General features: G+C 40.8%; 10 protein-coding genes. 6 read left to right on the top strand and 4 right to left on the bottom strand.

Features of this window, described 5'->3' with window-relative positions:
* The first annotated feature begins 126 nt into the window (after positions 1-126).
* Positions 127-663 carry an EF-hand domain-containing protein gene (locus G564_RS0116130; RefSeq protein ID WP_029038562.1) on the top strand — a complete coding sequence of 179 codons (537 nt, stop codon included), beginning with the start codon at positions 127-129 and terminating at the stop codon, positions 661-663.
* 71 nt (positions 664-734) lie between these two features.
* Here the strand turns inward: G564_RS0116130 and G564_RS0116135 are convergent, their stop codons facing one another.
* A complete protein-coding gene (locus tag G564_RS0116135; RefSeq protein ID WP_029038563.1) occupies positions 735-3,200 on the bottom strand; it encodes a S9 family peptidase in 2,466 nt (821 codons plus the stop codon).
* 126 nt (positions 3,201-3,326) lie between these two features.
* Here G564_RS0116135 and G564_RS0116140 point away from each other — a divergent pair, with 126 nt between their 5' ends.
* Positions 3,327-4,337, top strand: coding sequence for a 3-oxoacyl-ACP synthase III family protein (locus tag G564_RS0116140; RefSeq protein WP_029038564.1), 1,011 nt, complete (start codon positions 3,327-3,329; stop codon positions 4,335-4,337).
* Between the two features lie 116 nt (positions 4,338-4,453).
* On the opposite strand, the gene G564_RS0116145 is transcribed toward G564_RS0116140, so the two are convergent.
* The gene (locus G564_RS0116145) at positions 4,454-6,820 is read right to left on the bottom strand and encodes an outer membrane beta-barrel family protein (protein ID WP_029038565.1); all 2,367 of its coding nucleotides are present in this window, start codon (positions 6,818-6,820) and stop codon (positions 4,454-4,456) included.
* A 346-nt stretch (positions 6,821-7,166) separates the two neighbouring features.
* Between G564_RS0116145 and G564_RS0116150 the strand changes: the two genes are divergently transcribed.
* Positions 7,167-7,529, top strand: a complete 363-nt coding sequence (locus tag G564_RS0116150) for a CoA-binding protein (RefSeq protein ID WP_029038566.1) — start codon at positions 7,167-7,169, stop codon at positions 7,527-7,529.
* Here the strand turns inward: G564_RS0116150 and G564_RS0116155 are convergent.
* Positions 7,509-8,945, bottom strand: a complete 1,437-nt coding sequence (locus G564_RS0116155) for a sodium:solute symporter (RefSeq protein ID WP_029038567.1) — start codon at positions 8,943-8,945, stop codon at positions 7,509-7,511. The two genes, G564_RS0116150 and G564_RS0116155, sit on opposite strands and share 21 nt — an antisense overlap.
* 105 nt (positions 8,946-9,050) lie before the next feature.
* On the opposite strand from G564_RS0116155, the gene recR reads away from it, so the two are divergent.
* From recR to G564_RS0116170, 3 genes are all read left to right on the top strand, one after another.
* Positions 9,051-9,668, top strand: a complete 618-nt coding sequence (gene recR, locus G564_RS0116160) for a recombination mediator RecR (RefSeq protein ID WP_029038568.1) — start codon at positions 9,051-9,053, stop codon at positions 9,666-9,668.
* 205 nt (positions 9,669-9,873) lie between these two features.
* Positions 9,874-11,196, top strand: coding sequence for a dihydrolipoamide acetyltransferase family protein (locus G564_RS0116165; RefSeq protein WP_029038569.1), 1,323 nt, complete (start codon positions 9,874-9,876; stop codon positions 11,194-11,196).
* A gap of 486 nt (positions 11,197-11,682) precedes the next feature.
* On the top strand, positions 11,683-12,462 hold the full coding sequence (locus G564_RS0116170; RefSeq protein WP_029038570.1) for a 3'-5' exonuclease: 780 nt from the start codon (positions 11,683-11,685) through the stop codon (positions 12,460-12,462).
* Between the two features lie 6 nt (positions 12,463-12,468).
* On the opposite strand, the gene G564_RS0116175 is transcribed toward G564_RS0116170, so the two are convergent.
* Complete coding sequence (locus G564_RS0116175; RefSeq protein ID WP_029038571.1) at positions 12,469-14,034, bottom strand: Omp28-related outer membrane protein; 1,566 nt, start codon at positions 14,032-14,034, stop codon at positions 12,469-12,471.
* Positions 14,035-14,057: the final 23 nt, after the last annotated feature.

Consider the following 14,057-nt stretch of genomic DNA (forward strand, 5'->3'; position numbering starts at 1 on the left):
TTCCTGTTAGAATTAGTTTAAATTCCAAACCACGCCTGTTAAAAAGATTAAAGTGCTTTAAATCAATGATTTTGCACTTTAAATTGAGGTTCGATTGAAAATGAAGTTGAACTAAAAAATGAAAAAATGAAAACATTAAAAGGAACCTTTTTAGCTTTATGTGTCACTTTCGGAACCGCAGTTTATGCTCAGGACATTAATAATAATTTTAATACCTATGACTCAGACAGGGATGGAAGATTGAACCAAACAGAGTTTAATGAAAGAAATGATCAGCAGTATGATACCTGGGATACCAACAGAGATGGAAATATAGATTCCGGCGAATTTTCAGAAAGAGCCTACCAAAGCTTTGATCGTAATAGAGACGCTTTTATTGATGAAAATGAATGGAATGAAGGAATTAGTACTAATGCAGGTCAATTTTTAAAAGCCCGGGATTACACAGTGTTCGATACTAACAGAGACAGGAGACTGGACACCGAAGAATGGAGTACAGGTTTGGAAAATAGTCCCTGGTTCAATAATTTTGATCGCAACCAGGATGGGTACATCGACAGTGAAGAGTGGAATCAGACAACATTTAGTGATCTCGACCTTAATGATGACAATTTTGTAGATGAAGATGAATTCACAGATAATAATCCATTCCGTAACTGGTAAAATTAAATATAGCAGAAAATGAAAAAAGCCCGCAAATTAGCGGGCTTTTTCGTTGATATACGATCTGTCCATTAATTCTGAAACTCTGGCGTTGTTTGCTGAATATTTGCTTCAGTCTGCTCTCTGTTCTTTACATACTTTTCGAGCCACTGGTCCTGTTCCCATAAAACATGCAGCACAGATTCCTTGGCACTATAGCCATGGCTTTCCTTTGGAAGCATTACCAGTCTTGCAGTAGCACCGAGGCCTTTCAAAGCGTTAAAATAGCGCTCACTTTGCATAGGATAAGTTCCTGAGTTATTATCGGCTTCTCCGTGGATAAGTAGCAGCGGAGTTTTCATTTTGTCGGCATGCATGAATGGAGACATGTTGTAATAAACTTCAGGTGCTTCCCAGTAATTTCTTTCTTCACTCTGGAATCCGAATGGTGTAAGCGTACGGTTATAGGCTCCGCTTCGGGCAATTCCGGCAGCAAAAAGATTGGAGTGGGAGAGGAGGTTGGCTGTCATAAAGGCTCCATAGCTGTGTCCGCCTACAGCAACTCTGTCTCTGTCAATATAACCCATTGCATCAACTGCATCAATAGCTGCCTTTCCATTGGCTACTAACTGTTCTCTAAAGCTGTCATTCGGCTCTTCTTCACCTTCACCAACTATGGGGAAAGATGCGTCATCAAGCACCACATAACCGCGGTTTACCCAATAGATCGGAGAACCGTAATAAGGATAAGTGAAATCATTGGCATTGGATGTATTTTGGGATGCCGAATTTTTATCCTTGAATTCTCTCGGGTAAGCCCAGACGATCATGGGAAGCTTTTCAGGATTTTCTTTATCATAACCTTCCGGAAGATAAAGCGTTCCATTTAGCTCAAGGCCATCCTCCCTTTCATAAGTAATAACTTCTTTTGTGACATTTTCCAGGCTCTTAAAAGGATTTTCGAAATTGGTCACTCTTGTGAGATCTTCTTCATTGTCGATGTCTCTGATAAAGTAATTTGGATATTCGGCCGAAGCTTCAATTCTCACCAGGATCTTTCCTTCCTCCAGGTCGATAGCATCAACAAGGGTTTCTTTTTTGTTATTATAGCTGGATTGGTAGAGTCTCTTTGTGTCTCCGCTCTCAAGCTCCAGACGGTCAATAAAAGGGAACTGTCCTTCAGGTGTAAATCCGGCGCCCATTAAAAAGGCATTATCATTTGACATTTTCAGCACATATTGTCCGTAGTCATTTTTTTCAGTAACAAAATTTCCGGGATCACTGTATTGATCCTGATAGTTTCTGTCAAATAGCACTTCAGGATTCTGTCCGGGATTGGAAGGATCAAAGACGTAAGTACGGGTATTTCTTGTATTCCACCAGTAATCATTTGCGATAGCCGTATTGTCATCTCCCCAGATGATGCCGCTATACCTGTCTTTGGTCTTAAGAATTGATTTTCCTTCTCCTTTAAATGGTGCATCCAGCAGGAACACTTCGTCTCTAAAGGCAACTTCATTTTCGGGATCTCCACCATCAAGGGCTTCGGCATAAACAAGGCTTGCAGGAGCATCGTTTCTCCAGTTAAGGCTTCTTCTGCCTTCCCTTACAGCCATAAAACCTTTAGGAAGATCTTCAATAAGTGGTACATCGTTTACCCTTGTCACAAGCTGGCCATCTCTGGTATAGATGGTAGTTTCTGAAGGGAACCTGCTATAAGGTACCAGGTATGAGAATGGTTTTTTAATGTGATCAACCATGACATATTTCCCATCTGGCGAAAAAGAAATACTGCTGTACATTTTTGGCTCCAGCCATTTTGCTGTACTGCCGTTGAGGTTTACTTTGACCAGTTCGGCACGGGCCAGTTGCTCAAAATTAAATTCATCATTTGGATTTTTCAACAGATCCTGATAGGTCCTGTTCTGGGCCTCCTTTCCATCACTCACAGAAACTGTAGGCCCTGTGGGTACAGCAGTTTCAGGATTAATGAGTTTTTTTCTATCCTGCGGAAGCATCTTCACAAGTATTGCCGAATTATCCCTGTACCAGTTGATCACGTCCCGCATATTTGCATTAAGATTTGGACCGGTTAGCTTTTTGGCTGTTGCTGTCCCAAGATCTGCAACCCAAAGTTCCACACCTTCTGAAGTTGTGTGTGTAAATGCCATTTTTGACTCATCTGGTGACCAGCTGAAGTTAGTAAGGCGTGGATTCTGTGGAAGCCCTTTTACCTGCGTCGGCTGGTCTGCTTTCATATCCTTCACCTGAATATTGTTGAAATATGTAGCACGGCTGCTAATGTTAGTTACAGGATTGATCCTGAGGCCGGCAAGGCGCAATTCTTCTTCACTTAATTCGGCTATAGATTTGTATTGATCTCTATAAAGGAAAACGATTCTTTTTGCATCGCTGTCAATAAGAGTGGAAGGGGCCAAAGGAACATCAACCAGTTCCAGGATCTCCTGCGGAGGTTTTTGATAAGTGAGGTTTTCCTGTCCAATACTTGCTCCGGTAAAGCAAAGAAAGGAAAGAAGGCTTAAAAAGGCTTTTTTCATGATAAAGTAATTTGGTTTATAAATGCGGCAATGTCAAAATGTTAATCTTTCTTATATTGCGCAGCAACTTTTTATTAATTGCCTAAATTTAAGAGAAATAATTTACCGAAGCCTAAAAATTAATAGATGTATCAATCAAAGATAGCGGGTCTGGGATTTTATGTGCCCGAAAATGTGGTCACTAATGATGATCTCGCCAAAATTATGGACACTAATGACGCCTGGATTCAGGAGAGAACAGGGATCAAAGAAAGACGCCACATCAAAAAAGGCGACGGAAATTCTACTGCCGTAATGGGGGTCAAGGCTGCCAAGATAGCCATTGATCGAGCAAATATTTCAAAAGATGATATTGACCTTATCGTTTTTGCGACCTTGAGTCCCGATTATTATTTTCCGGGAGGTGGGGTGCAGGTCCAGGAAATGCTGGATATTCACACCTGCCCTGCACTCGATGTTCGCAACCAGTGTAGCGGATTCATTTATGGACTTTCTGTCGCAGATCAATATATCAAAACAGGAATGTATAAAAACGTACTTCTCATTGGTAGCGAAAACCACAGCGGCGGACTCGATTTTACAACCCGCGGTCGTAACGTATCGGTGATATTTGGAGACGGGGCAGGAGCGGCAGTACTTTCCCGAAGTGACCATAACGGGCAGGGAATACTTTCCACACATCTACATTCTGAAGGAAAACATGCGCTTGAACTTTCTCTAAAAGGCCCAAGCACTATGCATTGGGTTCCGCAGATCATTGAGGAGAATCCTCAGGGGGATGATATCATATATTACCCTTACATGAACGGACAGTTCGTTTTCAAGAATGCGGTGGTCCGTTTTTCAGAAGTAATTAAGGAAGGACTGCAGGCAAACGGGCTGGAGGTCAAGGATATTGATATGCTCATTCCACACCAGGCTAATCTGCGGATCTCACAATTTATTCAGCAGAAGTTTAAGCTGAACGATGAGCAGGTTTACAATAATATTCAGAGGTATGGAAATACTACAGCGGCCTCCATACCTATTGCTTTAACTGAAGCCTGGGAAGAAGGAAAGATCAAAGAGGGAGACACTGTAGTGCTCGCTGCATTTGGTAGTGGATTTACCTGGGCCAGTGCCATTATTAAATGGTAATTTAAAAAATTCAGGAAGCAAGAGACAAGAACCGCGACAGATTTATATAAAGCCTTAAAAATGTAAAAATCCGCAGCTTTTCAGTTGCGGATTTTTTGGCTAATCAAACAAATCTATTAGAACAATCCTCCTCCTGTGTTTGTGTTTTCGTCTCTTTGTTTTCTATCCAAAGCCTTGTTCTTTCCTCCTCCAAAGCTATAGGAGAAGCCCACATAAACATTTTGAGAATCTCCCCGGAAAGTTCCTTTTTGAGAATAGGGGACATCACTGTAGAAGGAGAATTCGCGGGTGTCAAAGATGTCATTAAAGTTTAGGCTTAAAGTAGCTTTGTCGTTCAGAAAGCTGTAGCGTGCGCCGGCATTTACAAAATAGAATTCTTCCGGATTGATCTGCAGCATTTCACTACTGCTTCGGTAAAGACCAAACATTTGCAGTGTGAGCTTTTTAGTCACATTAAAACTCTGATTTAACCTGAAACTGTAAGCGGGGCTCTCAACTTCACGATACACATCTCCCACAACCCCTTTTTCTGTACTGTAATAGTATTCAAAACTTGGATTAATGCTCCACCACCTGAAAGGTTTGTATCTGGCGCTTAATTCCACTCCGTAAGCAGTATTATCATCCCAGTTCTCGAAAGTAAGCAGGAACCTCGAAGGATCTTCGGGATCAATAATCAACACCTGACTGATTTCATCTTCAATTAACCTGTAAAAAACGCCACCGGTAAAACTTCCTTTATTAAAGTTATGGGTGTAGTTCATTTCAAGGGAATTGGTGAATTGAGGATCAAGTTCGGGATTTCCTACTCCTGTAAGACGTGGAGTGGAGAACTCTCTCACAGGGTTTACCTGGTGTAGTCCCGGCCTGTCAACCCTTCTTCCATAGCTCAATTGAAGCGTCTTCATATCATCGAATTTATAGGAAATGAATGCAGAAGGGTATAGTGTTAAATAATCTGTTTCGTAAATACGCTCCCCGTCAAGAATTGCCTCTACATCATAACTTTCAAATCTTGCTCCCAGCTGGTAGGACCATTTTGTGAAATTTTGACCAAAAGTGGAGTAGAAAGAATATATGTTATTGTCGTAATTATATAATGCATTGTCCAGATTTGGATTAGTGGTACGGTAATCATTAGAACTTCTTCTGAATCTTGCTTCTGCTCCCAGTTCAAGTTTTGAAACATCAGATAATGGATTTTCATAATCCAGGTTGAGATTGGTGTTGGTAATGTCATCCTCTACATTATCACGATATGATTGGTATTCACCGGCTCCTTCTCCCGAATATTCAAAGCGGGCAACTTCCGTATCATCTGTAATGCTGTGATTCGCTTCGAGGATTATATTATGTCCTTCTTTATCAAAATCTCTTTTGAATACTCCGTTATAGGTTTGGGTTTTGTTATCATTGATAAGAAAGAATTCCTGAAAAATATTTCCCGTGGCAGGTGAGTCAAAAATAATATTTGCTTCCCCACGAGGTTCTCCGTCATAATAATTTTGATTTGTATAAAATGAGAAAGTGTTCTTGTCATTTATATAGTAATCAAAACCAACTTTAAAAAGATAAGCTTCGCTGTCATTAAAAAGTCCGATGTTTTGAGTGTAGTTCTGGGTAAAGTTCTCAATGATTCCATAGTTATCCCTTTTTCCTCCGTTGGTTCCCAGGTTAGTAAAGAAGTTTACTTTGCCACGGCGGTAGTTCATGTTAAGAGAGCCGTTGTACCGCACGTTTTCGCCCACTGTGACTCCTGTATTTAAATTTCCGTTGAATCCCAGGTTAGAATTCTTATGAAGCACTATGTTGATGATACCACTCATTCCTTCCGGATTATATTTGGCTGAAGGATTGGTGATCAATTCAATACTCTTAATGGAAGTGCTGGGAATTTGTTTCAGGAGCTGTGCCGCAGGAATATTGGTGGGTTTTCCGTCTACCAAAATCCTTACGTTATCATTGCCCCTCATGGAGATATTTCCATCCTGGTCAACTGCAAGACTTGGAATGTTATTCATGATCTCACTGGCTGTAGCTCCTGCTGTGGTAAGATCCTTTCCAACATTGACAATTTTTCGGTCAATACGTTGTTCTATAGTAGATCTTTCTGCAACAACATCTACACTATCCAGCTGAGCTACTTCAGCTTCAAGAAAGATAGTGCCAATGGTAATGTCCCTGTTTCCGCCCGCTACCTTGACTTCTCGTGAAAAAGATTTGTAACCCATGAATTGTACTTTGAAAAGATAAACTCCATCCTTAAGTTTTTCCACCCTGAAACTGCCATCTGCAGAGCTGACTGCTCCGGTGACCATTTCTCCCTGAGGTGTCGTGACGGTAATTGTAGCATAGGGAATTGGTTCCTCAAATTCCTTGTCCATAACCTGGCCGGTTATGTTGCCCAGTTCATTGGTGTTGTTGTTCGCCATGGCAGACAAGGTTCCAACTGTAAGTGCAAGAATTAAAATTAAATGTTTCATTGTTTGATTGATTTTTGATGATGATTGTTTAAAGCCTAATACCTTGCAATACATAATATAAAAACAAATGTTTCTAAAAGTTTGTACTTCAGGGTATATACCTAAGAGACTAGAGAAAGACATAATTGTTACAGAAAGGAATAAACTTTAACCTTTGAGTGAGGCTTTTCCTATAAGTTTCTGATTAAAAAAACCCACACATAAATTATGCATGGGTTTAGCATGGGGCTCTTTTAACACTAACCATCAATGTTTTTTCAAATCGCGCCCATGCGGGAAATATTTCTTATCTTAAAGACTGCAGAGGCGCAGCTTTTGTTACACTTATTGAAAAAATTATTAAGAAATGACGAAAAAAACATTGGTTCTGGGAGCTTCCACAAATCCGGGACGATATGCTTATATAGCCATAAATCGATTACAAAGAGCTAACATTCCTACTGTTGCATTGGGATTAAGAAAAGGAGAGGTGGCCGGAGTGAATATTGAGACCGAAAAGATCCCTTTTGAAGATGTCCATACTGTCACCCTATATCTTGGACCTCCACGGCAGGAGGAATACTATGATTATATCCTGTCTCTCAACCCAAAGCGCGTAATATTTAATCCGGGTACAGAAAATCCTGAATTTTACCGCCTGCTTCAGGAAAATAATATAGAGGTTGAGGTAGCCTGTACTTTGATCCTTTTATCTACGCAGCAGTACTAAACCAAGGAAGGTAAGCAGTCCGTTAAGGATAAGAACAAAAAAGCCAAATTCAAACCCGAACCAAACCAGGCTGTTCATACTAATGAAGTAGGTAAGAACAGGGGAAAGTATTGCCACAATGGGTACAAGTTTATCTCTTACCTGCATTTTAGTAAAAAGTCCGAAGCTGTAAAGACCTAAGAGAGGTCCATAGGTGTAACCTGCAAATACAAATAATTTAGCTATCACGCTTTCATCTCGTATAATATATTTGAAAGCTATGATCACGAGGATAAGTACTATGGATACTCCCACATGAATGATCTTCCTCACCGTTTCCTGTTTTTTAGGAGCGTATCGTTTTTCGATATCCAGGATATCGATACTAAAAGAAGTGGTGAGGGAGGTCAAAGCACTGTCGGCACTACTATAAGCCGCTGCGATCAATCCAAGAATAAAGAAAACTGCTATTCCAAATCCCAGCTCTCCTGATGTTGCTATCACCGGGAAAAGGTCATCCTTTGCTGCGTCAATGCCATTGGCGCGGGCATATTCGGTGAGCAACACTCCTAATGCCATAAAGAAAAGGTTTACAAAGACCAGAACTATGGTGAACCAGAACATGTTTTTCTGGGCATCTCCAAGATTCCGGCAGGTAAGATTTTTCTGCATCATGTCTTGATCAAGACCCGTCATTACGATAGCTATAAAGGCACCAGAAATGAATTGCTTCCAGAAATAATCGGCACTTTTAACATCATCAAAAAAGAACATTTTTGACAGCTCACTATTGGAAATATGGGAAATCAAATTTCCGCCCTGAATTCCGAGATCTTCAGAAACATAATAAATACTTACACCAACGGCAATTAGCATACAGAGGGTTTGTAAAGTGTCTGTATACACAATGGTTTTTATCCCCGATCTAAAGGTGTATAACCATATGAGCAGAATTGTCATAATGACCGTCGCCCAAAAAGGGATTCCTAGGGTGTCAAACAAAATTATTTGCAAGACGTTTGCTACCAGGAATAAACGAAAACTTGCACCAACCACCCGCGAGAGAAGGAAAAAGGAAGCCCCGGTCTTATAGGAATAATTTCCAAACCTGTCTTCCAGGTAAGTGTAGATGGAGGTGAGATTCATCCGGTAATACAGAGGCAGCAGGACAAGACCAATAACTGCATAGCCCACCACATATCCCAATACCACCTGCATGTAACTAAACTGGCTCGCCTCTACCCAACCCGGAACAGAAATAAATGTGACCCCGCTAAGAGAAGCTCCAATCATCCCAAAAGCTACGACGTACCATGGGGATTGTCGATTCGCCTTAAAGAATGTACTGTTGTCTGAATTTTTTCCCGTTAGCCAGGAAATTAAAATGAGCGTAATAAAATAAACGGCAATTAGAAGGAGTATGTAGGAGGGCTGCATGGGCTAAAATTTCGGGAGCAAAATACAAAACTTACCGATATCTGCTGCATAGCTTAAACAGCTACTTTTTAGGAGAATTATTTTAAAAAGAAGTAATTTTGGTATATGGAATTTTCATCTAAATTATTACAGGCTGCCGTAGACGAAATGTCTCAGCTTCCCGGGATAGGCCGAAGGACAGCGTTGAGACTGGTGCTGCACCTTTTAAAACAACCCGAATCTCAAACTGTGGCCCTAAGCAAAGCATTACTCGATCTTAAAACTGAAGCGAAATTCTGCAGCAATTGCCATAACATTAGTGATACTGAACTTTGTGAGATTTGTGCAAATAAAAACAGGCAAAAGGAAATGGTTTGTGTAGTTGAAGATATCCGCGACGTGATGGCTATAGAAAATACCAGTCAGTACCGCGGGCTGTATCATGTATTAGGTGGCAAGATCAATCCCATGGAAGGAATTGGTCCGTCGCAGCTCACTATAAAGTCTCTTATTGAGAAGGCTCGGAAAGGTGAAATTGAAGAAATCATTTTTGCCCTTAGCAGCACTCTTGAAGGGGATACTACCAATTTTTACATTTTTAAGCAGCTGGAAGGTCTTAATATAAGGACAAGTACGATCGCCCGCGGTATTTCTGTAGGTGACGAATTGGAATATGCAGATGAGGTCACCCTTGGGCGAAGTATCACCAACCGAATTCCTTTTGAAAATTCACTCAGGAATTAACCTCTGGAAGTGCTTTTTAAATTTCCATAATTGCTGGCCGATTCCATTACTGAATAAAAATTGTAATTTTACTCCGGAATTCGGCTGAAAATCAGCAGTCAAAACAGATAAGATTTATTTTGCTGCTGAACTTTTATTATTAAAAGAGGTGAATTTTTAGTAAATTCGCAGTCAAATTAATGTAGAACATCTTCGAAATAAGAATATGGCAAAGTTTGAGCTTAAGTTACCCAAGATGGGTGAAAGTGTTGCAGAAGCGACCATTACAAATTGGTTAAAGGAAGTGGGAGATACCATTGAAGCCGATGAGGCTATTCTTGAAATTGCTACCGATAAAGTGGACAGTGAAGTTCCCAGTGAAGTTGATGGGGTTTTGGTAGAAAAGCTTTTTAATGCAGATGATGTTGTACAGGTAGGCCAAACCATTGCTATTATTGAAACCGAAGGAGAAGGAGCAGTAGATGTGACGCCGGTGGCCGATCAACAGGTGCCTTCACCCGAGTTCGAAGAAGCTGTTGCTGCCGCAGAAAGCAGGGTGGAAGAAGCTAAAAGCATCAGTACTTCAGATTATGCCGACAGTAACAGGTTCTATTCTCCATTAGTAAAAAATATAGCCAAAGAAGAAGGAATTTCCTTTGAAGAACTGGAGCAGATCCAGGGATCTGGCAAAGAAGGAAGGGTGACTAAAAATGATATTTTAGGATACCTTGAAAACCGCTCTTCTCAACCTGCTTCGCAGGCACAACAGCCACAACAAACTCAACCTTCTCAACAACAGGCAGCACCACAACCTGCTAAAACTCCATTAAGCGTGAGCGGGGAAGATGAGATCATTGAAATGACCCGTATGGGAAAAATGATCGCCCATCACATGGTGGACAGTGTGCAAACCTCTGCTCACGTACAGTCTTTCATTGAGGTGGATGTGACCAACATCTGGAACTGGAGAAAGAAAAACAAAGATGCTTTCGAAAAGAGAGAAGGAGAGAAACTTACTTTTACTCCAATCTTTATGGAAGCCGTAGCCAAGGCGATAAAAGATTTTCCTTTGATCAACATTTCTGTTGACGGGGATAAGATCATTAAAAGAAAGAATATTAACCTTGGAATGGCAGCAGCCCTTCCTGATGGTAACCTTATTGTTCCGGTGATCAAAAATGCCGACCAGCTCAATCTGGTAGGAATGGCAAAAGCCGTGAACGACCTGGCGAACCGTGCAAGATTGAATAAGCTCAAACCCGATGATATACAGGGAGGAACCTATACGGTGACGAACGTGGGAACCTTTGGGAGCATCATGGGAACGCCGATTATTAATCAGCCGCAGGTAGGGATCCTTGCCCTTGGAGCTATTAGAAAAGTTCCGGCTGTTATTGAAACTCCCGAGGGAGATTTTATCGGTATCCGTTTCAAAATGTTCTTATCTCACAGTTATGACCACCGTGTGGTGAATGGAGCTCTGGGAGGTCAGTTTGTACAAAGAGTAGCACAATACCTGGAGAAATTTGATCCTAAGAGAGACCTTTAATCGGCATTATAAAATGTAAACAAAACCACAGCATTTTCGCTGTGGTTTTTCTTTTGCCATAGATTTTTTTGCCGCGAATTCACGAATAACTACATGATCAGGGAGCAACAGAATTGTAAGACCTGATCTCTTTGTGTTCTTTATTTTTCTTTGTGGTCTCTGCGTGAAATAACATGGAATCTTAAATAAATCCAATTCACAGACTTCTGAAACAGCAATTTCCCATCTGCCGTACCTACGGCACTCTAACCCGAACTGTCACTCCTTCTACCAATCTATCGTTCCTACGGAACTTATATTCCTACGCTCTTAAACCCTTACTACTTCTACTTCCTCCTGATTCTTTTTTCCTGACTTCGGGAGCAAAGCGTCTTTTTTCACACTGCCTGCTTAAAACTACGTAATGCCCACTTCTGATTCTGACCACTGATCACTGACCACTGACCACTACTTTTACTATCTTTACCAAAACTGAATGATATTGTAATGGAGTTGAAGCTTACCAAACCCTTATGTTTTTTTGATATTGAAGCCACCGGAACCAACGTGGCAAAAGACAGGATCGTAGAGATCTCTATTCTCAAGATCTATCCTAATGGCAATCGCGAAAGCAGAACCTGGCTGGTGAATCCTACTGTACCCATTTCAAAAGAAGTAGTGGCCGTACACGGGATCACCAATGAAAAAGTAGCCAATGAGCCTACTTTTAAAGAACTCGCCGGGACAGTGTATGAGATGATCAAAGGCTGTGATCTGGCAGGGTACAACTCCAACAGATATGATATCCCTTTGCTTGCTGAAGAAATGCTGCGGGCCGGTGTCGATTTTGACATGAAAAACTCCCTTGCCGTTGATGTGCAAACCATTTTCCATAAAATGGAGCAACGTACACTTTCTGCTGCCTATAAATTTTACTGTGGAAAAGAACTCGAAGGAGCTCATGGTGCTGAAGCCGATACCTTAGCTACTTTTGAAGTGCTTAAATCCCAGTTGGACATGTATGACGAGAAACTACAGAACGATGTAAAATGGCTTGCAGAATTCAGTTCTCAAAAAAATTGTGCAGACATAGCAGGTCTTATCGCTTTCGACAAAAAAGGTCGGGAAGTATTCACCTTTGGAAAATATAAAGGCAAAAGTGTGGAGGACATCCTGGAACAGGAACCCGGATACTTTGGCTGGTTCCAGAATGCCGATTTCCCGCTTTACACCAAAAAGGTGCTTACGGCAATTAAACTGCGAAAGTTGAATACGAAATTAAAATAGTTTCTTTTATTCAAAATTCACATTGTGTCCCGCCGTTACCTTCTGGGCATTCAAGGCTGTATTATCTGGTCTTGTAATTATCGCAACCACCTCAAAATTGTTAGGGTTGTAAAAATTACCCGGAGCAGAATAAGAAAACTGAGATAGATCAACCGTTCCAAATTTAAAGCTGACTTCTTCCAAAGCTGAAATAGCATTCAGTTCATCACCAAAAACATTTGTGAGAGAGGCCTGTAACACATCGTCATGAATAAAATCTTTTATAGGCTCACCTTTTTGGTACCAGCGACTTTGGGGATCGTTGTTCAGGTAGTTTTCCTGGGGAAAGATCACACCGTTCTGTAACAAATACACTACTAATTTATAGCCTTGAGGTATTTGGACTTCAGAGACAAGTTTTACCTCAATATCAAGCTTATCATTATTCAGTTCAGTATTAATTGCAATACTATAAGGAGATTCTTCTCCTGCAGTATTTAATACGAGCAACAGCTGTTCTTCTTCATCTTCGGGAAAGGGGATCTGCGAAACTCTGTTCAATCTGGCGTGAGGATAAAACTCCACTTCAAAATGTGCCACCAGGTCTTTTGACTCATCTATCATCATTTTATCCTGAAAATGAATGGCAACAACGGCCAGGTCCTCTGTTCTTTCCTTAAGGAGTAAGATAGCATTTGTGACCCTTGGGCACCAGCCGCACCAGGTTCCGGTGTAATCTTCAAACAATGCTTTTCTTTTTGGAGTAAAGACTTCAAAAGTTTTTGGTTCAGTTTCCTCTCCACTTGCAGCTTTAGCGGTTACTTCAAAACTTCCTTCTGTATCAGATTGAAAACTATTCCCATTTACAGCACTTCCATTTACGTAGAAAGTAGCATCTGCTGTAGCATCTTCACCGTTGGATCCAAAAAATTGAAAATTAACCTCCTGGCCTTTTAAAGCTTTATCACGGCTAACAGTCAAATAATTGGATGAAGATACCTGTATGGAAAGTGTGTTACTATTCAGTTCATTAAAACTGGCAATAACGTCGTGCTCACCACCCTGGTTGAAAGTGTATTGATTTCCGCTTATGGTTTCTCCATTTATCTGAATTGTACTTAGAGAGGTATATTCAAATCCATTGTCTCCCAATACCCGGAATATGACATTTTTATTAATATCTGTTTTTGATGATTCAAGGTTGGAGGTGAGTGTGATTGCGTCAGGTTGAGAGGCAATTTGAGGTTTTTTTACATTAATGGAGATCTTATTACTGGTAAGCTTGTTCATCTTTGCGGTGAATTCATGAGTGCCACTCCCGCTAAACTGAAAGCTTTTTCGTTCCAGTGCCTCTCCGGCAAGATAGATTGTACTTTGGCTGGTATAATCCTTACCATCGTTTCCTTCTACTTTGAAGTAAACTGTTTCATTTACAGCTGCAGTACCCGTACTGTTATTTGTGCTGAGTTGTATGGAACCTGGTCCGCTTGTATTACCTCCTTCTCCGGAAGCATCGTCGCTGCTGCAGGAAAAAAGAAAAATAACTGTAATAATTAAACCGGCTAAACTGTTAAATGACTGTGAATATTTCATGACTCCCCCAATTTTGATTTATG

The sequence above is a fragment of the Salinimicrobium xinjiangense DSM 19287 genome, assembly GCF_000423585.1.
In the GTDB taxonomy this organism is placed as follows: Bacteria; Bacteroidota; Bacteroidia; order Flavobacteriales; family Flavobacteriaceae; genus Salinimicrobium; species Salinimicrobium xinjiangense.